This window comes from Rhizobium sp. P32RR-XVIII, assembly GCF_012641395.1.
Classification (GTDB): Bacteria; Pseudomonadota; Alphaproteobacteria; order Rhizobiales; family Rhizobiaceae; genus Rhizobium.
This window is the reverse complement of sequence record NZ_JABAIH010000035.1, coordinates 1-23,249: the sequence shown is the minus strand read 5'-3', so window position 1 is coordinate 23,249 and position 23,249 is coordinate 1. Positions and strand designations below refer to the sequence as shown.

Below are 23,249 nucleotides of genomic sequence, written 5' to 3'. Positions count from 1 at the left end.
CAACATGGAGCGTCCCGCTTTCGGGACCGGTCACGCCGAACGACATGGCGGACAGAATGGACAAGAGCCTTGATGCGCTCCTGAGTGCGAACTCGGGAGCGTCGCGGCCATCCTATGCCGTGGCAGGAACAGAATGGGTATCGACGGCAACCGCAGGTTTCCTGAAATACTACGTGTATGATGGCACTGCCGATCGCCTAACAAAGACGATCAACATCTCCACAGGTGCCGTCACTTATGCCGATGGAACGGTCGATGACGTATTCGGCAAGAGAGCGCGTAGAGGACACCTCTACGGCCTGACGCTGTCGAACAACGCGACCGACGCCACCAACGACATTGACATTGCAGTTGGTGAGGCCGCGAGCGACGACACCGAGCCATTCTTGCTGAAGCTGGCCTCAGCCCTGACAAAGCGCCTGGATGCTGCGTGGGCTGTCGGGACCAATCAGGGTGGCCGCATGTCAGCAGCAGCCATCGCGGACACCACATATCACGCCTGGCTGATCCAGCGATCGGATACCGGTGTTGTCGATGTCGGCTTCGACGTTTCTGCCACATCCCCCACGATGCCGGCGAACTACGACAGGAAAGCGTACATCGGCCCCATACTCCGCTCTGGAGGAACCATTCTTGGCTTTAAGCAGACAGGAAGACGAGTGCTGCTGGATTTGCCACTAACCATAAGAAATTCGACGGCTGCATTCGCTGCCAACAACCTGACTGTCATATCAGGCGCAATAGTCCGGCCAATTGTTAGGTCTTCATTGCAGGTTGGCGCATCCTCTGACGCCGGGCTGCAGTTAGGAGATGGCGGTTCCGGCGCAGCGCGATCGGTTCAGCAGTCAATCAATTCCGATATCAACATAAACGTCTTTGATGGAACGTTCACTACAAACGCATCTGGTCAATTGTACTACTTGGTAACCATCACGTCAGGGACTATCGTCGGGCACATCTTTTCTTTGCTTGGATGGCACAACGATATTTAGGAGCGCAGTATGACTGTTTTTGTCGAGCGAAACGGTGGCCTTGTAATCGGCGTTTACGCCTACAATTGCCCCGGCATAGCAGAAGAAGAACTTGCGGACGACCACCCCGACGTTGCGGCTTTCCTAAAACCGTCGCAGTCAACCCCGGAAGAGATCAGCGACCGGCAGTTCTTTCAGGAACTGGCCAACCGCTCCGTCATTACGCAGCAGGAAGCGCTCGCGGCCGTTGCAACCGGTACGATCCCTTCGGCGATGCTGGCACTGATCAATCAGCTACCAGAGGAACAGCGATTTCCGGCGCAAATGCTGATCAGCGGCGCAACCGTATTCAAGCGCTTACATCCCGTCTCCGCCATGATCGGAGGGTTCTACGGCTGGGCCGGCGAACAGATTGACGACCTTTGGAGCGCCGCCGCTCTCCTCTAGGTGTGCGTCCTACTGAAAATAAGTAGCTTGCGTCCAGCAATTGGCGACACGTGGGCTGTGTATGTGAAGTCGCCAAGATCGCCAACAAGACGGCTCAACGCAGCTTCGGTAAAAACAAATGTCTGGTCAACCTTGTAAGAGCTAACGCCAACGACCGGCAATTGCTCAAAGTCACCTTCTACAGGCATCAATCTCTGGAACAGATTATCCGCCAAAGTGGGGTACTCAATAATCAGCCGATCGCCAGTTGCTTCCACAGCTTTCGCCAGAAACGTCTTAAAGTCTGGAACGTGGTGCAGCACATTCAAAATCAGGACGTCATCATACTTCTGCGAAATTGGTGCCGTGAGAAAATTTTCCAGCCTGATTTCCGCTCGGCTATGCAGCAGTTTGGCGACCGCCACTGCGGCGCTCCATCGCATATGGTTAAGTTCAATGCCCATTAGCGCGCTGGCGCCGTACCGCTCATAGCGAAGCAGGAAGTCGCCAGTTGCGCAGCCGATGTCCAGCACACTTCGACCAGCCAGCGTGCGGTCACGAAGAATGTTGAATGTTTTTACCCTGCCTTCTGAAACGTGCCCATAGGTGCGGTTAACAGAGGTGACACCTCGCGGCAGGGTCAGCTTTTGGTAGTCGATGCCTGGCATCTCATTCACCCGCGCTACGTCGTCAACAAGCGGCGTAGAGATGAATGCCCCGCGCAGGTTGTGGTGAACCAATGTACGATCACTGGGGAGGAATGACGGAGAGTCGGTGCCAAGTTCGCTTGACGAATACAGCACCTCAAAGGCAATTCCGTGTTGATCGAGCATCTCAAACGTTCGCTCATAGAGAGCGAAAAAGTCTACAGAGGAAATGATCTTTGACCAAAGGCCCTGGTCGTACCCGCTTATTTGGCCGGTAGATATTTCGAAGTGTTCTCGCTTCCTCGCCCGACTAAGCAGCTCTGCGATCGGGGCTACTATAACGATCGCGTTTTTAACGCAACCCGACGCGATAATATCGTTAAGGATCTGCTCGCTGAGCAAGTCCCACTCGCGTATGTCGCCGCCTGCCACAGCAATCGCCACAGAATGGTGCAGCAAATTGTAGTGGATGTATCCGGTTTCGGGAACGTCACTCTTGCTCGAAATTTGAGATCCAAAAACCGCTTTCTCGCCATCTGGTTGCGAGGAAATAAATGTCGATTTTCCCGCGTTTGACGGACCCAAAACCAAAACTGCCATGCTCTACCCTCTCCTATGGACGCGCAGTCATACATGCGAGCCAAAACTCAAACAATCTTTCCTTGAAGAAATTCTTGTGAACCGTCGCACCGACGCCCTCAAAGCGCGCCCTAGCCGATGCGCGTCTCCCCCGCCCAAATGAACCGCTCAAACCTCTACGCGGCGCTTCGCGGCTCCGGCGGGGCGGAGACCCGGCGCCGGGTCTACCGGGCGCGTCTCCGGAACATCATCACAGTCTAGTGGATCCAAAGATTAAGCTTCCTCGTCGCGATCTAAATCATAGACCCGCGCTCCCATAAGAAGGGCAACAGCAGCGGCAACGAAGAGGATAGTGCCAAAAGCAATGTCAAGCGCGAAATGAACCAGCAAAGCAACGACAATTAGGCCTACAGCTACAATCGCACTCTGATTTTCTAATACTAGTTTATAAATTCGAACCATCCAGACGCCCCCACGCTCTACTTATTGGTGCGATAGATTAACACCTCTACCCGAGGGCTGTCTAGCCGCTCAGCGACTCCGCGTGACGCGACCATAACCAACAGGACACCCCATGCAATTCCCCGACCTCCGCCGTGTGCTTTCGCGCGCCTGGTCGCAGCAAATCAACAACGTCGGAACTAAGTCAATAACTTACGCGTGGCGTTCACAAGCCATTCTAAAAAGTTGAAGCGTTCCGGCAATCCGACTTGCCGTCTTCCTTTATTGGTCAAGACGGCAAGATCTAAATCGTCCCATCCGCGAAGATCGATCTTGAGCAAGCCTTGCTTTTCGGCTTCTTTCACAATCTCCAAATCGTTCTTTTCGTAACAGGTGACGTTTAGCACGCCACCCGCATCGGCAGCGCGCTTAATCAATATCTGCACGTCCATAAATCTACCATTGGTTTAGACGTTTTCTTTCCAAGACGTTTAGCGAAGTGTGAAGCTGCGCCAGTTTGACAGCCGGGCCTTCGCCAGCACGGTCTGCGCCTCGCGGCCGAAAAACAGCGTAATGAAAATCAAAGCGATTGTGAAGAAATTCCAGAATATTCATGCATCTTATAATTGAGAGAAAGCGCCGACCAACTAGGCGCTGAAGGTCTACCTCCCATATCAGGCGCAATATGCCGGACATCGTAAGATACTGGGATGACTTGGCACTCTTCACGAACACCGTCTGCCTAACCCCAACAAAATCTGGAGCCTCCCATGGATCGTGCGAAGTTCTTCGCGACGGTGCTTGAGGGTGGAGACCCGGCATAGGGCTGGGGCCTTACCGGGTCTCCATGCCGCGCCGGGTCAGCCACCGGCGCAGCACATTCAATGCTGCGTTCGACGTCGATACACACAGCTTTAGGTCAAGGCGAGAACCGGTGCAGAGATGATTGCCAGGGCAATGATCGAGGCCAATGCCAACTTAATTCGGCGGATACGCCGGGTACGCACACCAGTCCAGTCATAGACCATAATCGAAGATCCTCATGATCATCGGGCACAAGCGGGAATCGGGTTCCGGCATTGTGTTCACGCTAAGTCACTGTTGCAAGTGGGCGTGCCTATCGCGCCCGTAACTTGCCTGAACCTTTCGACAACAATCTGGAGAATCCAATGCAGGTCATCGACCCCGCAAACGAATTCGCACGTTCTCTCGCCAAGGTGCTGATCATCGAAGGCGGCTATTCCAACAATCTGAAGGATCCCGGCGGCGCGACGATGAAAGGCGTGACGCAGCGTGTCTATGACGAGTATCGCCGCTCGCATGGCTTGCCCCTCATGCCGGTCAAGAATATCAGCAATTCCGAGCTGGAAGCCATCTACCGCAAGAAGTACTGGGACGAGATCAAGGGCGACAAGCTGGCGCCTGGTGTCTCCTATGTCGTCTTCGATGGTTCGGTGCATTCCGGCGTTGCGCAGTCGGTCAAATGGCTGCAGCGCGCGCTTCAGGCGATGGGACTTTATCAGGGCCTGATTGATGGCATTCTCGGGCAGGGGACGCTTCTCGCGCTCGGAGGTGTCAACGACAACGACAGCCTGATCGCGCGCATCCTCGACCGCCGTATGGCCTTTCTCAAGGCGCTGAAGACCTGGAAGACGTTCGGCAAGGGTTGGGCGGCCCGCGTCAATAGCGTGCGCGCTGTCGGTCAAGCCTGGGCAACGGGCTCGGTCGGCCCCGAGATCGAATACGTCGCCGGCGGCGAGGCCAAGGCGCTGATCTCCGATGCGAAGCCCGCTCCAGTGCTGGCGGTTGCCGATGCGACGACAGGCGGCGGCATTGGCTCCGGCACGCTCGCCGGCACGCTGCAGCAGGCCCAGGATCAATTGACGCCGCTCAGCACCAGCAGCGAGTTCATCGGCAAGGTAGTTGCCGGACTGATCATCGCCAGCGCCGTACTGACGATCGGCGGCCTTGCCTATCGCTGGTACGCCAAGCGCAAGAAGGACGAGCTACAGGATGCTCTCGATCTGCAGGGGGCGCACTGATGCTGCCTGTCGTGAAGTGGCTTCTCGGCTGGCTGACTGGTGACCTCGCCGGGGCGCTGACGAAAGCCTACCAGGCCAAGCTTGACGCCCAGAATGAAGAGCAGCGGGTGATTGCCGACGCCGCGATCGAGCAGCTGAAGGCGCAAGTTCAGGCCCAGGCGAACGCAAAGGAGATCCGGCTGGCGACGGCCGGGTTTTGGGAGATGCGGCTGATCACCGCCGTCATCGCCGGGTGTTTCTCTTTGCATCTCCTGCTCGTCACCCTCGATACCTGTTTCGTGCTTGGCTGGGGCATCCCGAAATACCCGGCGCCGTTCGACGAATGGCAGGGGACGATCCTGCTTTCATTCTTCGGGGTGCAGGTTGCAGGGCAGAGCATTACCGCTATTGCATCCGCCATCAGGGGGCGGCGTTGAGAGCAAGGGCCCGGCCTCCTCGTTAGGCCGAGCCCTCCTGTTGCCGCCTCAAAGCTTACTGAGCACGGCGGCGGCGAAATAGTCGATCGGCTTTTGCCGGTCAAGCACGCATAGAGCATTTGAAGGGCAGGGCGCGCAGGAATGAACGGAGACACCATGCACATTGAAGTCGAGAAGCCGAAGATTAATCCGGTTCATTTCATCGCCATCATCGGCGCCGGATTGGCCAATGCCTTTGCCGTCGGCGGGGTATGGGTCAGTCTTAACCGCGACATCGCCGATATCCGAAGTGCTCAAGAGCGGACACAGAAGGTTCTCGACGACACCCAGCAGCAGGTGTCGCAAATTCCACCGCTTTCATTCCAGGTGACAAGAGCGCTTGAGGCGACGGCGGAAAACAAGAAAGGGATCGAGGCTGCGAACGACCGCGTCGATCGCGTCGTGGAATCTCTTGGGGGCAAGCTCGACACCGCGATCGAGAGCATCAACAAGGTCGCGACCCGCGTCGAGGTGTTGAGCAGTAAGCTCGATGATGCTCAGGAGCGAGCGAACAAGACCATGTTCAGGACGCCGATCGTCCGGCCTTAGTACGACCAGGGCACGCCCCAAACTTGCGAAAGTGACGAGCCCTGTCGTGTACCACGGTGGCGGATAGGTTGGGACCTGATCGCTTTCCGTGGCAAGGCGCTGTGGATTTGCGCATCAGCGTCGAGTGTCACGTAGGCGGAAAAGGCTACTCGTCAATGATCAATTCGCATTATGCTAACCGCGAGTGACAGAGGGAACCGGCGACCAGCCAGCTCGACGGTACTGATATGCGGTCGGGTGCCGGCAAATCTCCCGGACCCAACCATCCGAACAACCAAGCAAGTAGAAAAGCCAGTGCGACAGCGAGCGCTATCAGGATCCACACACCCAAGGTGCGCCTCGGTGGCTTGCCAGAATATCGATCAGGATCGCTCATTGATCACTCCCGAGGGCGTTCGGGAAAACGGTGACCGCGCGGTACCAGGACGATGGGTCAATTATCACTGGCGTTTAACAGGAGGGCTGCCGCGCGGCCATATCGATAACTAATCGGCACCAGCGACGTTCCCGTCCGCTACCGTACGGACAAAAGGAAGCCCCGCCGAAGCGGGGCAGTTTGACGAAGAAAGGATCGCGCGACTTTCCAGTGAGGGCAAAGGAAGGGTCTATCAGCGAACCACGCCACGCGATCCCAACAGCTAGAACATCGAAAGCATTCACAAGGTTCCGGTGCGGTAGCGTACCGATCGCAATTGGCTCAGATGAGGCCGAACAGCCTCGCCAAACTGGCGATGACGCCGGCAATCGCCCCGAGCATAGCTACCGCCATCACCGGCCATATCCACCAGTCAGGCCCGCTCGGTTCTCCCTGATCTTCCGGGTTCAATCTGATTTCCTCTCCCCACGTCATCGGCCTATGATCGAGACGCCCGCATACCTGAGATAGCACAAAGAGCTTGGGTCGATCTGGCAGCATATGGGACAGGTAGGAGAGGTGTATTGTCGTTTGGCGGGCATCGCCTCACTCTTGCTGCTTGACGGCGGTGTCTATTGCGGCGCCGAATATCGCCTCCCAATCAGCATGCCCATTCACCCAATCCATTTTTGAGCCCATCGCGACACGCATCTCCTGGGTAGGAACGCGCATGGCCTCGATTGCGGCCTGTGCCTTAATCCGAAACCCAACCTTCTGTCTTTCATGAACATCAACCCATGGCCTCTCCTCGCGCAACCTGACTTCAAACGGCTCGGTTTTGTAGATGGCGCGAGCAACGCGCTCTATCATGCTCTCCATATCACTCTCCGCACCAGTCGTTTCTATGCCCCAGGATCCACTCTCGAGCAAAGCCTTCCCACAATAGCATCTGGCCGATCTCCTGGCCATTCGCCCGGTAGATATTCACCAGCGGCCGGTGTGACGGCGTCTTGTCGATCGCGCCGCTCCATTCGACCCGCAATCCCTTTTCAGCCAAAAGCTCTTTCAGCCTTCCCTTGGCAATTACCGCCAGCTTCCGTTCCTTGATGCACTTCGCGTGCGATCCGATCTCCGGCGTATCGATGCCCGAGACGAATGGAACACCTTCCCCCAACAATCGCATGTTCTGGCCGCTCGGCAGGCACTTGACCGTGTCGCCGTCGACTGCGGCCAACGAGGCGCAAACGAGCAATTCGGTGATCACTGTTGTGCTCCTCCATGCGGCAGCAGTCCCTTATAGTTCAGCGGCTGATGCTTCCGGACGCAGCCGCATAAGCGGTCGCCACGACGGCCAAGGGCACAGACGAATAAAATTGCAATGCTGAATGAAGCGGTCGACACCGGCGGGAAGAAGCGGGATGCTGTCTATGTGAAGCCGATACTCATTGCCGAGGTCGCCGATTGCGGAATCAGCCTTTCTTTCCAAAGCGATACTTCTTCCGTTCCGAAGGCTGTGCCACGATTGTGCCAATTTTGCCGGACTGCTTATCGAACTTTTCGGCAAGCGATGGGCCGGCTTCCTTGCTGTGGACGTAAGTCTCGAGGAACAGCTTGGCAGACTTCCATCCGCCGGCGTCCATCGCTGTTTTGATGTCGGCACCTTCGACGTTCATCGCATTGGTCCCGAAGGAGTGGCGGCCGGCAGAGTGCGTCGAGCGGCGCGAGACGCCGGCACGCTCGCAAACCTTCGCCATGCGCCGGTTAACTAGGCGCGATCGGTATAGCTGCAAACGCGCTCGCCATCCCTTCAGGCCGAGTCTGGCAATCCTTGCCACCAGTTCGTCCATCAGATGGCGAACAGACCATTCATCGGTCTTTGTCTTCGCGAGCACTGCAACGCGCTGCTGGAGGTCTACGTGCTCGCCAAGGAGGTTGACAGCTTCGGAGACCCGGGCGGCCGTCTGATGGATGTACCAGCGCATCGAATAGCGCAGGAATTCATGCCGCGTATGCGCGGTAAAGCTCCCGAAGCGCTGATAGAACTCCCTGCCTCCTTCCGTTGCAGCGTCGGTGTCGAGCTCCATGCCGTTGCGCGCCGCCGTCACGCCGCCCTCCAAGATCAGAAGTTTTGTTCCATGCTGATGACCGCACGGATTGTAGGTAATTCTAAAAAGTTTGACTAACCCGTCCCCACCCCATGTGAGGGCCACGGCCGCTTCAATGCTGTTTGGATGCGCTCCCTCCGCCGTCGCCTTGCGTCGCGCCGCAATCAGGCGCGCCTGCGGCGGATTACGTCTGACGGCATCAGTAAGGAGCGCATAGTCGAGCGCTGGGCTACAATAATTGCGTTTCCCCGCCAATTCCAGATTGCTGACGAAAAAACTGACGAACTCGGCCGGCGAAATCTCGATGACATCCAGGTCCCTCTCGGCGGCACGCAGCATGGTCCTGATGCGGGTGCCTTTCATCGAGGCGATTAAATCGCTACCGTCGGTGGGGGGCGAATAAACGAATGTCGTCTGCGGCCATGTCCGGAAACCGGCGCCATTGAATGCCTTCTTCAGGATTTCGATATCTTTGGCGTGGGGTCCGGCTGTGAGGCCGAACCTCACGGTGCCCGGAAGCTGTGCTATGAGTTGCCGGACGATGCGAAGCTTCTGCCTTTCATCTGCGTTTGGATCTGCGACAAGACTGTGCAAGTAGGACGAGGGCGGATGCCCCCCGCGCTGCACCCCGGTCTCGTCGACCGCCGCAAAATATTCCAGTGCACCAACAAGCGTGCCGTGTTTTGTGACGCGAACCTGGCGCAGCATCCCGTTTGCGCCAGTGTCTATGGTGACGACCGTGGTGCCGTGAACAATATGACTGAAACCAGAATAGATTAATTTGTTAAGGGCAAACTGAAATTGCTCGCGGAGAACGCGCCTCCCCGTCGTGTGATGCTTGCCGGGCCAAGGCAGCCAGCGGTCCGCGATGCTTTGGAGATCTTCCTCCATAACAGTGTCCGTCCTCCGACATGACAAAATCAGCCGACCCGACAAAATAAGCTCATGACTTTTCCCCACATCCCCTGCGCGAAGAATGGCAGAGGACGCAGTAGTCAAGATAGGCTCGAGTTACGCGGCCTACGGAGGCTAAGGAACAACGCCTAACGCGCGTCTGCGGTTCCTTCTGGGGGCGTACTGAGTGGGGATAGGGCAGCAGTGCCAGGAGGTTCCAGAGACAGACCGCCTATGGGGGGTCCGCCGCCGAGGGTCGGCAAACTTCCGATCCTCAAAAAAAGACCGCCTCGTCCAATCCGAGGCGGTCAATGCGGTCCGCTGACCCGGTGAAAGAGGGAGGGGAAAACGCCGGGCGCTGCTTACACCTCATGGGGGGGATAATGAGGCGATGAAAAGAACCTATCAGCCGAATGCACCTTGCGAAATTATACATTAGGGCGGCTCCGCTAGACGGAGGTATGCCGTGCCCTAACCTGTGCGGCGGTATTGCGTTCCTGCGTGTGGGCGATCGCAGCTTACCAAAAGGCCGGTTTCCCCGACTTTCCGCCGTCGCCTATGCCAGTACATCCGTGGTCAAGTGCAAGCATCCGCAACATAGCGGGAGAACACCTAGAGAACAAGCAGTGCCAGATCTGTGCCACATACCTGTGCCAAACCCTGCGCAGCGGTGCACTTTTGTTCCGGGTGCATTGGGAGGGAGTAGGCTAAGTGCCTTATTTTCCTAGAGAAAACTGGTGCTGCCGAGTGGGATTGAACCACCGACCTCACCCTTACCAAGGGAGCGGGATGGCAACGTGCGTAGGAGGCTAGCTACTATAATCGGGTTCAGAAAAAAGTCCGCTCTCTGTGCCCCAAAAAGGGCCACAAAACGAGCCCCAATCTTCGACATGCTGTGCATTTAATATAACATTTTCAATTGACACGGACGAAGTTAAACCCTCTTCACCCGTTTCAGCAATCCAATGGCTTAAAAAGCAGTGCCGTGTCACTGGCGAGAGAAGTAGGCGGTTCCGCGATCACTCGCGCGTGGCTCCCGCCAGCATCGCCAGCTGCTCCGCCTCTCGCACGCCCTGCCGGTAGAGCTCGATGATGATCGCAGCCAGGCGCGTGACGGCCGCTTTGCCCTTCTCGATGCGGTGTTCGCGGCTGAGTGCCTTCAGCACGTCGTTGCAGATGCGGAGGTCTTCGGACGTGAGCGGCTCGTCGCGGCGATTCTTTTGGGGCGTGTCGGTCTCGCTCAATGCTCATGCTCCAGCGCCCGTATTTCAGCGTCGAATTCGGCAACCCGCTGAAGATAGCGTTCACGCAGTTCCTGATTACCCTGAAGCTGATTGATCTTCGACTGCGCTAGGCGTCTATAATCCTTCAGCAGCTTAACTCGATTTGCGTTGCTCATCTTTGCCCTGAGTTGCCTCTACCGAAGCCCGAACAGAATGCCTCTTCCGGTTCGCGCGCAACCTGCCAGAGACCGCAACGGAGTCAATGGGCGAGAACGATCGGTGAACCGATTGCTACGATTTTTGCAACTCAACTGCGTAGCACGAGGCAAGATTATTAGGGATGGAAGAAGCCGCGCGACGCGACAAGGCCTTACGTACAAGGGCTTTCGAGGGATATCGAGGTACAGGCCGACACGGCAGAAACCGAATTTCAAGACCGGTTCCTTAAACCACTCGGACACTCTTCCTTGCGCGCCTTATGGCGCAAAGGTCGTGGCCAATGCAAGGGTCGGATGGAAAAATCTTGGTTTGAGGACCAGCAACGGCGGCGGTCACAAGCAGCGCATTAGCAACTCGTTAACTATAACCATTAAAATTGTTCGCATTCCGCCGAAAACATCCGCAAATTCAACGCCGAAACCACAGAATTAAAGTCTCGTTAGGTGGATGGGGATAGGCGTGACTGGTCCATTTCGGGTAATTCCTTCACCATAATGATTTGAGCGGCGTGGGGCATATGAGACTGAGATACGGGGCGGCGTCTTTCGCAACGGGTACGCGGTGGCTTGCATTGACGCTCATGTGCGCAGCCGTCACGGCGTGCGGCACGACATCGCAGGTGCCGAAGAAGCGGGCCCATGGCAAGGAATATTTCTCCGAAAAGGAATACGGCGTTAAGGCCAGTCCGCGTGTTGCCACCGGTGACAACATACCCAAGGGCGGCGGCCGCTACATGGTCGGCAATCCCTATGAGGTCAGGGGCAAGTGGTATTACCCCAAGGAAGACTTCAGCTATAGCAAGGTCGGTGTGGCGTCCTGGTACGGCTCGGCCTTCCATGGCCGCCTGACGGCAAATGGTGAAGTCTACGATCAGATGCATCTGTCCGCCGCGCATCCGACCTTCCCGTTGCCGAGCTACGCGCGCGTGACGAACCTCGAAAACGGCTCCTCGGTCGTCGTTCGCGTCAATGACCGTGGCCCCTATCACGAGGGCCGCATCATCGATCTTTCCAACAAGACGGCGGATATGCTCGACCTGCAGCATAGCGGTACTGGTAAGGTGCGCGTGCAATATGTCGGCAAGGCGCGCATGGATGGGCATGACATGCCTTACCTGATGGCATCCTACATACCGAAGGGCAGCCGGATTCCGGCCGTCAATCCGGAAGGCCAGATTGCAACGGGCGTGATGGTTGCATCCAACAGCAAGAAGATCACCGGCGACCAGCTCCAGAGCCTTGGGACATTGACGGTCGATCCGTCGAACGTCCCTGTGCCTTTCTCCGCGACGGCCTATGGCGGCGCAACGCCGAGCGCGCCCTACAATGCAGCGCCGGTGCCGAGGCCGGCTCCCGCCTTCGCCAATCCCGGGCAGGCTCCGGCTTTCGCCAGTGCCGCGCAGGCTTTCGGGCAGATGGTCGTGCTGCCGGAAATCGGACCTATTCCTTATGAGCGTCCTTACGGAGCCGGGCAGGGCGGCTCGCTCGCCTTGGGCTACCAGGATGAGGTTGTGAAGACAGTGCCCGTCGAACTTGCCTTCGACGCCGTCATGGTTCGCAATGATGGGCTGACGCAGAATTCAATTCGAGCCTCCTACAAGCGCCAGCAGGCAAAAGAGGGCGCACGCTGAACGGAAGCGATTGCGCCCGGCGCGCACTGTCTCTAACGTTTGGAGTCGAAACTTCTGTCCAATGGAGCTCCGATGTTGAAGCGCCTGCTTCGCCTCTGCGCATGCCTTCTATCCTTCGCTTCGCCATCTTACGCCGCCGAACCCGCGCCCGCGGGTTTTGTCACGAAAGCCGCACAGGCCTATATGGTCGAGGCTTCGACGGGGACGGTGCTGCTTGCAAAGAACGAGGATCAGACTTTTTCGCCCGCCTCGCTCGCAAAGCTGATGACGATGGACCTTGTCTTCGGCTCGTTGAAGAACGGCGAGATCACGCTCGACACCGACTATCCGGTTTCTGAATATGCCTGGCGGACGGGGGGTGCGCCCTCGCGGACGGCTACGATGTTTGCGGCGCTGAAATCGCGCATTCGCGTCGAAGACCTGGTCAAGGGCGTTGCGATCCAGGGCGCCAACGACGCTTGCATCATTCTTGCGGAGGGCATGAGCGGCACCGAAGGTAATTTCGCGGCAGCGATGACCCGGCGGGCGCAAACGCTCGGAATGGAAAAAACGATCTTCGGAAACTCCACCGGCCTGCCGGACGGCAGAAGCAAGGTATCGGCGCGTGACCTCGTGACGCTCGCGATGGATCTGCAGCAGTCGTATCCCGAGTACTATCATTATTTCGCGCAGCCGGATTTCGAATGGAACAAGATATTCCAGCGTAACCGCAACCCCTTGCTTGACTTGGGGCTTGGCGCCGACGGATTGGCAACCGGCTTTGCAGAAGGCGAAGGATATTCGCTCGTGGCGTCGGTGGAGCGCGACGGAAAGCGGCTTTTCCTGACGCTCGGTGGCATGCCATCCGACAAGGAACGGACCGAAGAAGCCAGACGCGTTCTGGAATGGGGCCTCACGGCCTTCGAAAGCCGCCAGCTTTTTGCCGACAAGGAGGCTATTGGCGCCGCCAGCGTCTATGGCGGCACGAGCCGGACCGTGGATCTCGTCGCGAAGGGTCCCGTCAGCGTCTACATTCCATTGAGCAACCCTGAGCGGCTATCCGCCCGGATCATCTACCGGTGGCCGTTGACGGCTCCCGTTGATGCCGATACGGAAGCCGGGACTTTGGTTATCGCGGCAGGTGGCCGCGTTTTGCGCGAGGTACCGCTTTACACTGCGCAGAGCGTCGGGGTGGGATCGCTCAGAAGCCGTGCTGTCGATGCGTTGCTGGAGCTTGGTGAATCATTGTTATTTTCCTGGCTCTGGGACAGGGCAGAACCGACCTGATCCGCCATACGGCGGATTGCAGAGAACGCATGGAGGTCACTCGGACGGTTTCGCTTGGCCCTGTCTTTCGATAGATAAGAAAAGCGCGCGGCGCCGCCGGCGCCAGAATGCAGGAATGTGTCATTGTCATCCGGTACGGGATTGTTCGTTACGTTTGAGGGCGGGGAGGGCGCGGGAAAATCCACGCAGATCCGCCGCCTTGCGGAAGCGTTGAGGGCGCGGGGGCTCGACGTTCTGCTGACGCGGGAGCCCGGCGGCTCACCCGGCGCCGAAGCCGTGCGCCACGTCCTGCTATCGGGGGCAGCCGAAGCTTTCGGGACGCGCATGGAAGCCATTCTCTTTGCCGCAGCCCGCAACGATCACGTCGAGGAGGTCATCCGCCCCGCACTTCGTCAAGGCAAGATCGTGCTTTGCGACCGGTTCATGGATTCATCGCGTGTCTATCAGGGCGTCACAGGCAATCTCGAGGCGGATTTCATCGAGACACTGCAGCGGATCGCTGTCGACGGGGTCGTGCCGGACTGCACGTTGATCCTCGACATTCCGGCACGGCTCGGCCTGGAGCGTGCCAAAAAGCGCGGTGCAGCGACAGCGGATGGACCGGATCGGTTCGAGAAGGAAGAACTTGAGACACACGAAAAGCGCCGCGAAGCCTATCTCGATATCGCCGCCCGTGAACCAGAGCGGTGCCACGTCATCAACGCTACGCAGAGCGAAGAGGCGATAGCCGCAGAGATTCTCGCGATCGTCGATCGCCGTCTCGCGCCTGTACTCACCGACAGAATGCCGGAAGCTGCGAATGAGTGACGAGCGGCCGGGGCTTCTGGAGGGCGCAATCTCGCCAGCCGAAAACACAAAACTCTTCGGGCACGACGAAGCGCAGGCCTTTCTTTCCCAATCCTATCGGTCGGGCAAAGGCCACCATGCGGTCCTGATCGAGGGGCCGGAGGGAATTGGCAAGGCGACGCTCGCGTTCCGCTTCGCGAATTACGTTCTGTCGAATCCCGATCCGGCAACAGCGCCGGAGGTGGTCGGAGATCCTGATCCTGCGTCTGCTGTGAGCCGCCAGATTGCCTCCGGGGCGTCGCATAACCTCCTCTATCTTTCACGTCCTGTGGACGAAAAGACAGGCAAGGTGAAGCAGGCGATTACGGTGGACGAGGTGCGGCGGGCTGGGCGCTTCTTCTCGCAAACATCAGGAACGGGCAACTGGCGCATCGTGATCATCGATCCGGCAGACGATATGAACCGCAATGCGGCAAACGCCATCCTGAAAATCCTCGAGGAGCCGCCAAAACGGGCGCTCTTTCTCGTGTTGTCGCACGCGCCGGGCAAGCTTTTGCCGACGATCCGGTCGCGGTGCTTGCCGCTCAAGCTTGCGCCACTCGACAACAAAGCATTGGGCGCGGCCCTCGCCAATCTTGGTGCAACTGGCAGCGATGCGGCGATGCTTTCGATGGCGAAGGGCAGTGTCGGTGAAGCATTGAAGCTCCTGAACTACGGCGGAGGCGAAATCATCGCCGCCTATAACGAAGTGCTGTCTGCTCAGGGTCCAGCGGCCCGCAAAGCGATGCATCGTTTGGCGGACGCGCTCTCTGGAAAGGACAGCGACACCATCTTCGAATTTTTCGTAAGTCACGTTACGGACGACCTGATGAAACGGGCGCGCGATTCTGCGCGGGCGGGCGAGCTTTCAGGCGCCGAGCGGCTGGCGCGGCTCCAATCCGACATCAATGAGCGGCTTGCCGTTTCCGACGCCTACAACCTCGATCGCAAGCAGACGATCCTCAGCATTCTCGGCGATATCAAGCAGCCAGGCCCCTGATCAGCCGGCAAGCAATTTCCAGGCGACGATCGCCAGCGTGACCGCCAGGACTATGCGGATGGTGCGCTCGTGCAGCTTCGGCGCCACGAGACTGCCGGCAATGATGCCCGGAATGGAGCCAACCAGCAGCGCCAGCAGCATCAGCCAATCGACTTCGCCGATGAACCAATATCCTACGCCGCCGATCAACGTCAGCGGTACCGCATGAACGATATCGGAGCCGACGATTTCGCGGACGTCGAGCTTGGGATAGAGGATCAGCAGGATCGTTACCCCGAGCGCACCAGCGCCGACTGATGTCAGCGTCACGAGAATGCCGAGCGCCAGTCCGAGAACGACGGTGAGAGCGGCAATCGTCGCTGGGCGCGGCGGCGCGCGCTCGCCGATCGTGCGGCGAGCGAAGGCGAGAACCTGCGGACGGAAGATCAGCAACACGGCTGTCATGACAAGCAGCCAGCCCAGCGCCACAGTAACCGTCTGGGTGACTTCGAGGCTCTTGCGGTCGACACCGGCCATCAGCCAGAGCATCAGAATCGCCGCCGGAACGCTGCCTGCCCCCAACGAGCCGACAACGCGCCAGTTGACGCGGCCATGCATGCCATGAACGGCAGTACCTGCCGTCTTGGTGATGGCCGCGTAGAGCAGGTCCGTGCCGACCGCGGTTGCGGGATGAACGCCAAAAAGCAGAACGAGCAGGGGGGTCATCAGTGATCCGCCACCCACACCGGTGATGCCGACAAGCGCGCCGACAACAAAGCCCGAGAGCGAATAGAGAGGCTGAAAACTTTCGAGAAACGTCAAGCAGCGGACCTCTGGTAGACAGAGAGACTGCTGTAATGCGCTGCTGGAAATCTCACGTCGACTGCGCCTCGTTCTTCGATGTCGCAACGCGTAGAATGCGGCACAAAGTGAGTCAAGCTCACAGCCTCGCCGAACCGGCGAATCGCAGGCGCTTTCGAAACTTAGTGTTTCTCTTCTTCCTGACATGCGCTAAGAGCGGCTGACATTTTTAGAGAGTAAGCCCGACACGATGGCCGCCATGACAGACAAGAAGCCCTTCTACATCACGACCGCGATTTCCTACCCGAACGGCAAGCCGCATATCGGCCATGCCTACGAGTTGATCGCGACGGACGCCTTGGCGCGCTTTCAGCGCCTCGATGGACGCGATGTCTTCTTTCTGACGGGCACCGACGAACACGGCCAGAAGATGCAGCAGACGGCGCGGGCGGAGGGCATCACGGCTCAGGAGCTCGCAGACCGCAACTCCAGCGAGTTCCAGGCGATGGCCAAGCTGCTGAACGCCTCGAACGACGACTTCATCCGCACCACCGAAGAGCGCCATCACGAGGCTTCCAGAGAGATCTGGAACCGGATGGCGGAGAACGGCGACATCTACAAGGATTCCTACGCCGGCTGGTATTCCGTGCGCGACGAAGCCTACTACCAGGAAAACGAGACGGAACTCCGCGCCGACGGAGTACGCTACGGACCGCAGGGCACGCCGGTCGAATGGGTGCAGGAGGAAAGCTATTTCTTCAAGCTTTCCGAATACCAGGAAAAGCTCCTCAAGCACTATGAGGAGAACCCCGAGTTCATCGGTCCCGCCGAGCGACGCAACGAGGTGATCTCTTTCGTCAAATCCGGGCTGAAGGACCTCTCGATTTCGAGAACGACCTTCGACTGGGGCATCAAGGTGCCGAACGATCCGTCGCATGTCATGTATGTGTGGGTCGACGCGCTGACGAATTACATTACCGCGACCGGCTATCTGGATGATCCGAAGGGCCCGAGGGGGAAATACTGGCCGACCAACATCCATGTCATCGGTAAGGACATTATCCGCTTCCATGCGGTCTACTGGCCGGCTTTCCTGATGTCGGCGAAGCTGCCACTGCCGAAGCGGGTTTTTGCGCATGGCTTCCTGCTCAACAAGGGCGAGAAGATGTCGAAGTCACTCGGCAACGTCGTGGACCCGGTCAATCTGGTGAACCACTTCGGCCTCGATCAGGTGCGCTATTTCTTCCTGCGCGAGGTGTCCTTCGGCCAGGACGGCAGCTACAGCGAAGAGGCGATCGGCACGCGTATCAACTCCGATCTTGCGAACGGTATCGGCAATCTCGCCAGCCGCTCCCTGTCGATGATCGTCAAGAACTGCGACGGCAAGATCCCGGAATGCGGACCGCTCACCGACGAGGATAAGGCGATGCTGGCGCAAGCCGATGCGCTGCTCGCTTCGACCCGCGAGGACATGGACAAGCAGCTGATTCACAGGGCGCTGGCATCGATCATCGCGGTGGTTTCGGAAACCGACCGCTATTTCGCCGGTCAGGAGCCTTGGGCGCTGAAGAAAACCGATCCGGCGCGTATGGGCACCGTGCTTTACGTTACGGCAGAGGTCGTTCGCCAGATTGCGGTCCTGCTGCAGCCGTTCATGCCGGAATCGTCGGGCAAGCTGCTCGACCTCGTTGCCGCGCCTGCGGAAAAGCGCGATTTTGCGGCGTTGGGCGAAGCCGGGCGGCTCGTACCAGGGACGCCGCTGGAAGCACCGAAGCCTGTGTTCCCGCGCTATGTGGCGCCGGAAGCTTAAGGGTCTGCCATGCTGATCGACACGCATTGCCATCTGGATTTCGCCGACTTCGAGGAAGAGCGCGACGATATCATTTCGCGCGCGCACCAGGCCGGCGTAAAGCAGATGGTGACGATCTCGACACGCGTGCGAAAGCTCGAAACGCTGCTTGCGATTACGGAAAAGTATCCCTCGGTCTTTTGCTCCGTCGGGACGCATCCGAACAATGCGGACGAGGAGCTCGACATTCAGACCGGGGATCTCGTACGCCTCGCTAACGCCCGCGAAAAAGTTGTCGCAATAGGCGAGGCGGGGCTCGATTATTTTTACGACACGCAGAAACCGGAAGACCAGAAAACCGGCTTTCGCCGGCATATTGCCGCCGCGCGGGAAACGCAGCTGCCGCTGGTGATCCATAGCCGCAGCGCCGACGAGGATATGGCGGCGATCCTGACCGAGGAAACAGGGAAGGGGGCCTTCCCCTTCATTCTCCATTGCTTCTCCGCCGGTCCGGAGCTCGCCCGTACCGGTGTCGAACTCGGCGGTTACATCTCCTTCTCCGGCATCCTCACCTTCCCGAAATCGGAGGAGCTTCGGGCGATCGCCAAGACGATCCCACATGACCGTCTGCTGGTCGAAACCGATGCGCCTTACCTTGCCCCGAAGCGCTGGCGCGGCAAGCGCAATGAGCCGTCCTATGTCGTGAATACGGCCGAGGTACTCGCCGAGACGCTCGATCTCAGCTATGCCGACATCGCACGTATTACGACCGACAACGCGTTCCGGCTCTTCTCGAAAATGCCGAGGGTCTAGCGCGTGGGATACCGGCGGCGCTTCACCATTCTCGGCTGCGCGTCGTCGCCTGGCGTGCCGCGCATTACCGGCGATTGGGGTGCCTGCGATCCCGCCAACCCGAAGAACCGGCGCACGCGTGCAGCCTTCCTCGTGCAGCAGTACGACGACAACGGCGGCGTCACGACCGTCGTCATCGATACCGGACCGGATTTCCGCGAGCAGATGATCGCCGCCAAGGTGCAGCACGTCGATGCCGTGCTCTATACGCATCCGCATGCCGACCATATCCACGGCATCGACGATCTGCGCGGCTTCTTTCACAACGCTCAGCAGCGCGTGCCGATCTATGCCAATCCGTTCACGATGGAACGCATTCGCCAGGGCTTCAGCTACTGCATCGAAACTCCGCCCGACAGCAATTATCCGCCGATCGTCGAGCCGATCCTGATCGAAGACATCAATAAGCCGATTTCAATCACAGGCGCCGGCGGGGCGATTTCGTTCAAGCCGCATCTGCAGCAGCACGGCGATATCCATTCGCTTGGCTTCAAGATCGGTGCCGTCGCTTATTGCAGCGATATCAGCGACTTTCCGCCCGAAACGGTAGCAAAGCTTCACGATCTCGACGTTCTTGTCATCGATGCACTGCAATACCGTTATCACCCGAGCCATCTGTCCCTGGAGCAATCGCTTGACTGGATCGGGCGGCTGAAGCCGAAGCGGGCCATCCTGACGCATATGCACACGCCGCTGGACTACGACACTGTGATGGCCGAGACGCCGGAGAACGTCGTACCGGCTTATGATCAGATGCAGTTCGAGATCGAACTGGACGAACTTAGCGATTTCTAGAGGGTTAGCGACCGCCGTGTCGCGGGGCGAGGGCGCATCGGATGCCGCTCGTGCCAGTCGGCCGCCTCCCCCAATTGCACTACCTTACCGTTTGGCAGTTTCGACATATATTTCCCGGTATGAGTGCTTGTCGAACGATGGCCTTGCGTTCCGCGCTTTGGCGGCAGGTGTCGCCAATCCTCGCGCTCGTATTCGGTCTGCTATCGGCCATCATCTTATCGGGCTACCCGGCAACCGGAGCGGAACGCGTGGCCGTGCTCCTGAGAATAAACGGCGCGATCGGCCCGGCGGTCGCCGACTATGTCAAACGCGGCATCCAACGGGCCAACGACCGCAACGTGAGCCTGATCATCCTGCAGATGGACACGCCGGGCGGCCTCGACACGTCGATGAGAGACATCATCCGCGCGATCCTTGCCTCGTCCGTGCCGGTCGCAGGGTTCGTGGCGCCCAGCGGGGCGCGTGCCGCCAGCGCCGGTACATACATTCTTTACGCCAGCCACATCGCGGCAATGGCGCCGGGGACCAATCTCGGCGCGGCGACACCAATCTCGCTCGGCGGGCCGCCACCCGATAACACCCCCCGTAGCCCGAGCGACACCAACGAGAAAGACGGCAAGGCGCCTCCAGCGCCCCGCGACGCGGGCGAGGCGAAGGCGGTCAACGATGCGGTGGCCTATATCCGCGGGCTGGCGGAACTCCGTCACCGCAATGCCGATTGGGCCGAGCGCGCGGTTCGCGAAGCTGCGAGCCTTTCGTCGCCTGCGGCTGCGCGCGAAAGCGTCATAGATTTTACGGCCAGCAGCATCACCGATCTCCTGGCACAGGCAAATGGGCGTCTCGTCCGGACAGCCCAGACGGATGTCAGGCTGGACACTGCTGGCCTTGCCATCGAGGAGATCGAGCCGGATTGGCGTACCCGATTTCTCTCAGTGATCACAGATCCGAATATCGCGCTGATCCTGATGATGATCGGCATCTACGGCCTGATCCTCGAATTTCTGACGCCGGGCACACTCGTTCCCGGAACGGTCGGCGGCATCAGCCTGCTGCTCGGGCTTTATGCGCTGGCTTTGCTGCCAGTCAGCTATGCCGGGGTAGGGTTGCTCGTCCTCGGTGCGGGCCTGACGGTCGCGGAGGCGCACTCGCCCTCCTTCGGCATTCTCGGCGGCATCGGTGGCCTGGCATTGGTGCTGGGTGCGGCCATGCTGTTCGACGTCGATATACCGGGCCTGGAAGTCTCCTGGCCCATGTTGGGCGGGATCGGCATCGCTAGCCTGGGCTTCAGTCTTGTGGTCGCGCGTCTCGCATTGACCTCGCGCTGGCGAGCGGTCGTCACCGGTGCGGAACAGATGATCGGCCTTCCAGCCAAGGTTGACAGTTGGACGGGCACAAGCGGTTACGTGATCGTGCATGGCGAGCGCTGGAAAGCGGTCTCCGTCGATCCGCTGGTCGGCGGCAACTGGGTCAAGGTCACCGGCCGCAACGGGCTGACGCTCGAGGTCAAACCCGGTCCGCAGCCGGCTTTGGAGGAAAAGTCATGAGCATGTTCGCAGATCTGGCGTTTTATCTCGTCATCATTGTCGTACTTCTCATCATTGTCGCCGCCGCCATCAAGATCCTGCGGGAGTACGAGCGTGGCGTTGTTTTCACCCTTGGCCGCTTCACCGGCATCAAAGGGCCGGGGCTGTTTCTGCTCATTCCGTATGCGCAGCAAATGGTACGGGTCGACCTGCGAACGCGTGTCCTCGATGTTCCCAGCCAGGATGTCATCTCGCACGACAACGTCTCGGTTCGCGTCAGCGCAGTGATTTATTTCCGTGTCATCGATCCGGAAAAGGCAACCATCCAGGTCGCGGATTTCATGATGGCCACGAGCCAGCTCGCTCAGACGACGCTGCGCTCGGTCCTCGGAAAGCACGACCTTGATGAGATGCTGGCAGAACGCGATAAGCTCAACCACGACATCCAGGAAATTCTCGACACGCAGACCGACGCCTGGGGCATCAAGGTCGCCAATGTCGAGATCAAGCATGTCGACATCAACGAATCCATGATCCGCGCCATCGCCCGCCAGGCGGAAGCCGAGCGCGAGCGGCGCGCCAAAGTCATCAATGCCGAAGGCGAGCAGCAGGCCGCGGCCAAGCTGCTGGAAGCCGCCGAAATTCTGGCGCGGCAACCGCAGGCCATGCAGCTACGTTATCTGAGCACGCTGAATGTCATCGCCGGCGAGAACAGTTCGACGATCGTATTTCCGTTCCCAATCGACTTAGCCAATCTGTTTCCGGGCAAAACCGATAGAGGGACGGAATGATGGGCATGACATTTGTTCCATAATGCGCCTATCAGAGTTAGGAGGAATGACGTTGGTCACAACGCTTCGGCTTCATATGCCCCAATGGCAGGGCGGCAATCTGGCGGAGTATCACTTAAGCTCTCAACTGCTTTCGTGGCTGCTTCCTCCGACGCAAGGTCCAAGTGAAACCGTGCCGGTGCCTGCGCCGCACGATCTAGCCGCCCTTAAAATCGAGGATGGCATTCTCGCCAAAAATGCCCTGCTGGAGCAGGCCCGCGCCGCCCGCGCGGCCATCGAGAAGCATCGGCCCGACAAGGTGCTGACCATAGGCGGCGATTGTTTGGTTGATCTCGCGCCCATCGCCTATCTGAACAAGCGATATGGCGGGAAGGTCGGCGTTCTCTGGATCGATGCACACCCTGACGTGCAGACGCCGAAAGACTTCCATCACGGTCACGCCCAAGTGCTTGGCATGCTGCTTGGCGAGGGTGACGCGGATTTCGTGCGGGAGGTCGATAGCCCGATCCAGCTCGCCAAGGTCATGTATGCCGGACTGGATGAATGGTCTCCGGCCGAAAACGAGGTGCTAAGCAGGCTGGGCCTACGGCGGACAAGTTCGAAGGAGCTGGCCGGTAACTCGGCTTCGATCCTGGAATGGATCGAGGCCGAAGGCATTACTCACATGGCAGTGCATCTCGATGTGGACGCCATCAGCCCACGCAGCTTCAGACCGATCCTGTTCAACAAGCCGGAGCAGGAAGACAGCTTTCTGGCAGGTGTTCCGCGCGGCCGTCTCGAGCCTGCGCATGTTGTCCGGCTCCTGCAAGACGTGGGCGAAGTCTGTGATATCGTGGGGCTGGCGATCACCGAGTATATTTCGTGGGATGCTCTGCAAACCCAAAAGCTTCTGGCACAGCTGCCTCTGGTACAAGTTTAAGCTTTTAGTTCCATAATCTATCTTATGTGATCTTGATATCGCCAACGGTACATTCTATTTCCAAGTGCGACATGCCAATGATTTCAATGGCTTCACTTTGGAGATTTTGGCATGTCCCGATGCTATACGCAGCTTGCTCTCGCCGACCGACGACGCCTACATCAGCTGGTGGC

25 protein-coding genes are annotated in these 23,249 nt (G+C 58.7%); 15 read left to right on the top strand and 10 right to left on the bottom strand.

Annotated features, from left to right (window positions below; all coding sequences use genetic code 11):
• Together HGP14_RS33675 and HGP14_RS33670 are read left to right on the top strand one after the other, a co-directional pair.
• On the top strand, positions 1 to 992 hold a 992-nt coding region (locus HGP14_RS33675), incomplete at its 5' end, for a hypothetical protein (protein ID WP_205927445.1).
• A 9-nt stretch (positions 993 to 1,001) separates the two neighbouring features.
• Complete coding sequence (locus tag HGP14_RS33670; protein WP_168834129.1) at positions 1,002 to 1,418, top strand: hypothetical protein; 417 nt, start codon at positions 1,002 to 1,004, stop codon at positions 1,416 to 1,418.
• Here HGP14_RS33670 and HGP14_RS33665 read toward each other — a convergent pair.
• The 3 genes from HGP14_RS33665 to HGP14_RS33655 form a co-directional block, all read right to left on the bottom strand.
• Positions 1,415 to 2,644, bottom strand: a complete 1,230-nt coding sequence (locus tag HGP14_RS33665; RefSeq protein ID WP_168834128.1) for a methyltransferase domain-containing protein — start codon at positions 2,642 to 2,644, stop codon at positions 1,415 to 1,417. The two genes, HGP14_RS33670 and HGP14_RS33665, sit on opposite strands and share 4 nt — an antisense overlap.
• Before the next feature lie 252 nt (positions 2,645 to 2,896).
• Entirely contained in the window at positions 2,897 to 3,085 is a 189-nt protein-coding gene (locus HGP14_RS33660; protein WP_168834127.1) for a hypothetical protein, read from the bottom strand.
• Positions 3,086 to 3,264: 179 nt separating this feature from the next.
• Positions 3,265 to 3,516: a hypothetical protein gene (locus tag HGP14_RS33655; RefSeq protein ID WP_168834126.1), complete on the bottom strand. Its 252-nt coding sequence runs from the start codon at positions 3,514 to 3,516 to the stop codon at positions 3,265 to 3,267.
• A gap of 717 nt (positions 3,517 to 4,233) precedes the next feature.
• Between HGP14_RS33655 and HGP14_RS33650 the strand changes: the two genes are divergently transcribed.
• The 3 genes from HGP14_RS33650 (at position 4,234) to HGP14_RS33640 (ending at position 6,110) form a co-directional block, all read left to right on the top strand.
• Positions 4,234 to 5,106, top strand: a complete 873-nt coding sequence (locus tag HGP14_RS33650; RefSeq protein WP_168834125.1) for a glycoside hydrolase family 108 protein — start codon at positions 4,234 to 4,236, stop codon at positions 5,104 to 5,106.
• On the top strand, positions 5,106 to 5,522 hold the full coding sequence (locus tag HGP14_RS33645; RefSeq protein WP_168834124.1) for a hypothetical protein: 417 nt from the start codon (positions 5,106 to 5,108) through the stop codon (positions 5,520 to 5,522). The genes HGP14_RS33650 and HGP14_RS33645 overlap by 1 nt, the downstream gene beginning before the upstream one ends.
• Positions 5,523 to 5,678: 156 nt before the next feature.
• A complete protein-coding gene (locus tag HGP14_RS33640) occupies positions 5,679 to 6,110 on the top strand; it encodes a hypothetical protein (protein WP_168828351.1) in 432 nt (143 codons plus the stop codon).
• A gap of 697 nt (positions 6,111 to 6,807) precedes the next feature.
• Here the strand turns inward: HGP14_RS33640 and HGP14_RS36385 are convergent.
• From HGP14_RS36385 to HGP14_RS33615, 6 genes are all read right to left on the bottom strand, one after another.
• A complete protein-coding gene (locus HGP14_RS36385) occupies positions 6,808 to 6,936 on the bottom strand; it encodes a hypothetical protein (RefSeq protein WP_281408155.1) in 129 nt (42 codons plus the stop codon).
• A 135-nt stretch (positions 6,937 to 7,071) separates the two neighbouring features.
• Positions 7,072 to 7,344, bottom strand: coding sequence for a hypothetical protein (locus tag HGP14_RS33635; protein WP_168834123.1), 273 nt, complete (start codon positions 7,342 to 7,344; stop codon positions 7,072 to 7,074).
• A gap of 1 nt (position 7,345) precedes the next feature.
• Positions 7,346 to 7,729 carry a thermonuclease family protein gene (locus tag HGP14_RS33630; RefSeq protein WP_168834122.1) on the bottom strand — a complete coding sequence of 128 codons (384 nt, stop codon included), beginning with the start codon at positions 7,727 to 7,729 and terminating at the stop codon, positions 7,346 to 7,348.
• 205 nt (positions 7,730 to 7,934) lie between these two features.
• Complete coding sequence (locus HGP14_RS33625) at positions 7,935 to 9,461, bottom strand: tyrosine-type recombinase/integrase (protein WP_168834121.1); 1,527 nt, start codon at positions 9,459 to 9,461, stop codon at positions 7,935 to 7,937.
• Between the two features lie 1,022 nt (positions 9,462 to 10,483).
• Positions 10,484 to 10,708, bottom strand: coding sequence for a hypothetical protein (locus HGP14_RS33620; protein WP_168834120.1), 225 nt, complete (start codon positions 10,706 to 10,708; stop codon positions 10,484 to 10,486).
• The gene (locus tag HGP14_RS33615; RefSeq protein ID WP_168834119.1) at positions 10,705 to 10,863 is read right to left on the bottom strand and encodes a hypothetical protein; all 159 of its coding nucleotides are present in this window, start codon (positions 10,861 to 10,863) and stop codon (positions 10,705 to 10,707) included. The genes HGP14_RS33620 and HGP14_RS33615 overlap by 4 nt, the downstream gene beginning before the upstream one ends.
• A gap of 560 nt (positions 10,864 to 11,423) precedes the next feature.
• Here HGP14_RS33615 and HGP14_RS33610 point away from each other — a divergent pair.
• From HGP14_RS33610 to HGP14_RS33595, 4 genes are all read left to right on the top strand, one after another.
• Positions 11,424 to 12,536 carry a septal ring lytic transglycosylase RlpA family protein gene (locus tag HGP14_RS33610; protein WP_168834118.1) on the top strand — a complete coding sequence of 371 codons (1,113 nt, stop codon included), beginning with the start codon at positions 11,424 to 11,426 and terminating at the stop codon, positions 12,534 to 12,536.
• Between the two features lie 72 nt (positions 12,537 to 12,608).
• A complete protein-coding gene (locus HGP14_RS33605) occupies positions 12,609 to 13,802 on the top strand; it encodes a D-alanyl-D-alanine carboxypeptidase family protein (protein ID WP_168834117.1) in 1,194 nt (397 codons plus the stop codon).
• Positions 13,803 to 13,925: 123 nt separating this feature from the next.
• Positions 13,926 to 14,609, top strand: a complete 684-nt coding sequence (tmk, locus tag HGP14_RS33600) for a dTMP kinase (RefSeq protein WP_168834116.1) — start codon at positions 13,926 to 13,928, stop codon at positions 14,607 to 14,609.
• The gene (locus tag HGP14_RS33595) at positions 14,602 to 15,627 is read left to right on the top strand and encodes a DNA polymerase III subunit delta' (protein ID WP_168834115.1); all 1,026 of its coding nucleotides are present in this window, start codon (positions 14,602 to 14,604) and stop codon (positions 15,625 to 15,627) included. The genes tmk and HGP14_RS33595 overlap by 8 nt, the downstream gene beginning before the upstream one ends.
• Here the strand turns inward: HGP14_RS33595 and HGP14_RS33590 are convergent, their stop codons facing one another.
• Positions 15,628 to 16,428 (bottom strand): sulfite exporter TauE/SafE family protein, encoded by an 801-nt coding sequence (locus HGP14_RS33590; RefSeq protein ID WP_168834114.1) that lies wholly within the window; start codon positions 16,426 to 16,428, stop codon positions 15,628 to 15,630.
• 238 nt (positions 16,429 to 16,666) lie between these two features.
• Here HGP14_RS33590 and metG point away from each other — a divergent pair, with 238 nt between their 5' ends.
• The 6 genes from metG to HGP14_RS33560 all read left to right on the top strand — a co-directional run bounded on the left by metG (position 16,667) and on the right by HGP14_RS33560 (position 23,076).
• A complete protein-coding gene (gene metG / locus HGP14_RS33585) occupies positions 16,667 to 18,217 on the top strand; it encodes a methionine--tRNA ligase (RefSeq protein ID WP_168834113.1) in 1,551 nt (516 codons plus the stop codon).
• 9 nt (positions 18,218 to 18,226) lie between these two features.
• On the top strand, positions 18,227 to 19,009 hold the full coding sequence (locus tag HGP14_RS33580) for a TatD family hydrolase (RefSeq protein WP_168834112.1): 783 nt from the start codon (positions 18,227 to 18,229) through the stop codon (positions 19,007 to 19,009).
• Between the two features lie 3 nt (positions 19,010 to 19,012).
• On the top strand, positions 19,013 to 19,843 hold the full coding sequence (locus HGP14_RS33575) for an MBL fold metallo-hydrolase (protein ID WP_168834111.1): 831 nt from the start codon (positions 19,013 to 19,015) through the stop codon (positions 19,841 to 19,843).
• A gap of 167 nt (positions 19,844 to 20,010) precedes the next feature.
• A complete protein-coding gene (locus tag HGP14_RS33570) occupies positions 20,011 to 21,387 on the top strand; it encodes a nodulation protein NfeD (protein WP_168834131.1) in 1,377 nt (458 codons plus the stop codon).
• Positions 21,384 to 22,157: a slipin family protein gene (locus tag HGP14_RS33565; RefSeq protein WP_168834110.1), complete on the top strand. Its 774-nt coding sequence runs from the start codon at positions 21,384 to 21,386 to the stop codon at positions 22,155 to 22,157. The genes HGP14_RS33570 and HGP14_RS33565 overlap by 4 nt, the downstream gene beginning before the upstream one ends.
• Positions 22,158 to 22,203: 46 nt before the next feature.
• Positions 22,204 to 23,076 carry an arginase family protein gene (locus tag HGP14_RS33560; protein WP_168834109.1) on the top strand — a complete coding sequence of 291 codons (873 nt, stop codon included), beginning with the start codon at positions 22,204 to 22,206 and terminating at the stop codon, positions 23,074 to 23,076.
• Positions 23,077 to 23,249 lie beyond the last annotated feature (173 nt).

Coding starts and splice junctions, on each gene's coding strand:
- HGP14_RS33670 (WP_168834129.1), top strand. CDS start 1,002: ATGACTGTTTTTGTCGAGCGAAACGGTGGCCTTGTAATCGGCGTTTAC.
- HGP14_RS33665 (WP_168834128.1), bottom strand. CDS start 2,644: ATGGCAGTTTTGGTTTTGGGTCCGTCAAACGCGGGAAAATCGACATTT.
- HGP14_RS33660 (WP_168834127.1), bottom strand. CDS start 3,085: ATGGTTCGAATTTATAAACTAGTATTAGAAAATCAGAGTGCGATTGTA.
- HGP14_RS33655 (WP_168834126.1), bottom strand. CDS start 3,516: ATGGACGTGCAGATATTGATTAAGCGCGCTGCCGATGCGGGTGGCGTG.
- HGP14_RS33650 (WP_168834125.1), top strand. CDS start 4,234: ATGCAGGTCATCGACCCCGCAAACGAATTCGCACGTTCTCTCGCCAAG.
- HGP14_RS33645 (WP_168834124.1), top strand. CDS start 5,106: ATGCTGCCTGTCGTGAAGTGGCTTCTCGGCTGGCTGACTGGTGACCTC.
- HGP14_RS33640 (WP_168828351.1), top strand. CDS start 5,679: ATGCACATTGAAGTCGAGAAGCCGAAGATTAATCCGGTTCATTTCATC.
- HGP14_RS33635 (WP_168834123.1), bottom strand. CDS start 7,344: ATGGAGAGCATGATAGAGCGCGTTGCTCGCGCCATCTACAAAACCGAG.
- HGP14_RS33625 (WP_168834121.1), bottom strand. CDS start 9,461: ATGGAGGAAGATCTCCAAAGCATCGCGGACCGCTGGCTGCCTTGGCCC.
- HGP14_RS33615 (WP_168834119.1), bottom strand. CDS start 10,863: ATGAGCAACGCAAATCGAGTTAAGCTGCTGAAGGATTATAGACGCCTA.
- HGP14_RS33610 (WP_168834118.1), top strand. CDS start 11,424: ATGAGACTGAGATACGGGGCGGCGTCTTTCGCAACGGGTACGCGGTGG.
- HGP14_RS33605 (WP_168834117.1), top strand. CDS start 12,609: ATGTTGAAGCGCCTGCTTCGCCTCTGCGCATGCCTTCTATCCTTCGCT.
- HGP14_RS33595 (WP_168834115.1), top strand. CDS start 14,602: ATGAGTGACGAGCGGCCGGGGCTTCTGGAGGGCGCAATCTCGCCAGCC.
- metG (WP_168834113.1), top strand. CDS start 16,667: ATGACAGACAAGAAGCCCTTCTACATCACGACCGCGATTTCCTACCCG.
- HGP14_RS33580 (WP_168834112.1), top strand. CDS start 18,227: ATGCTGATCGACACGCATTGCCATCTGGATTTCGCCGACTTCGAGGAA.
- HGP14_RS33565 (WP_168834110.1), top strand. CDS start 21,384: ATGAGCATGTTCGCAGATCTGGCGTTTTATCTCGTCATCATTGTCGTA.
- HGP14_RS33560 (WP_168834109.1), top strand. CDS start 22,204: ATGACGTTGGTCACAACGCTTCGGCTTCATATGCCCCAATGGCAGGGC.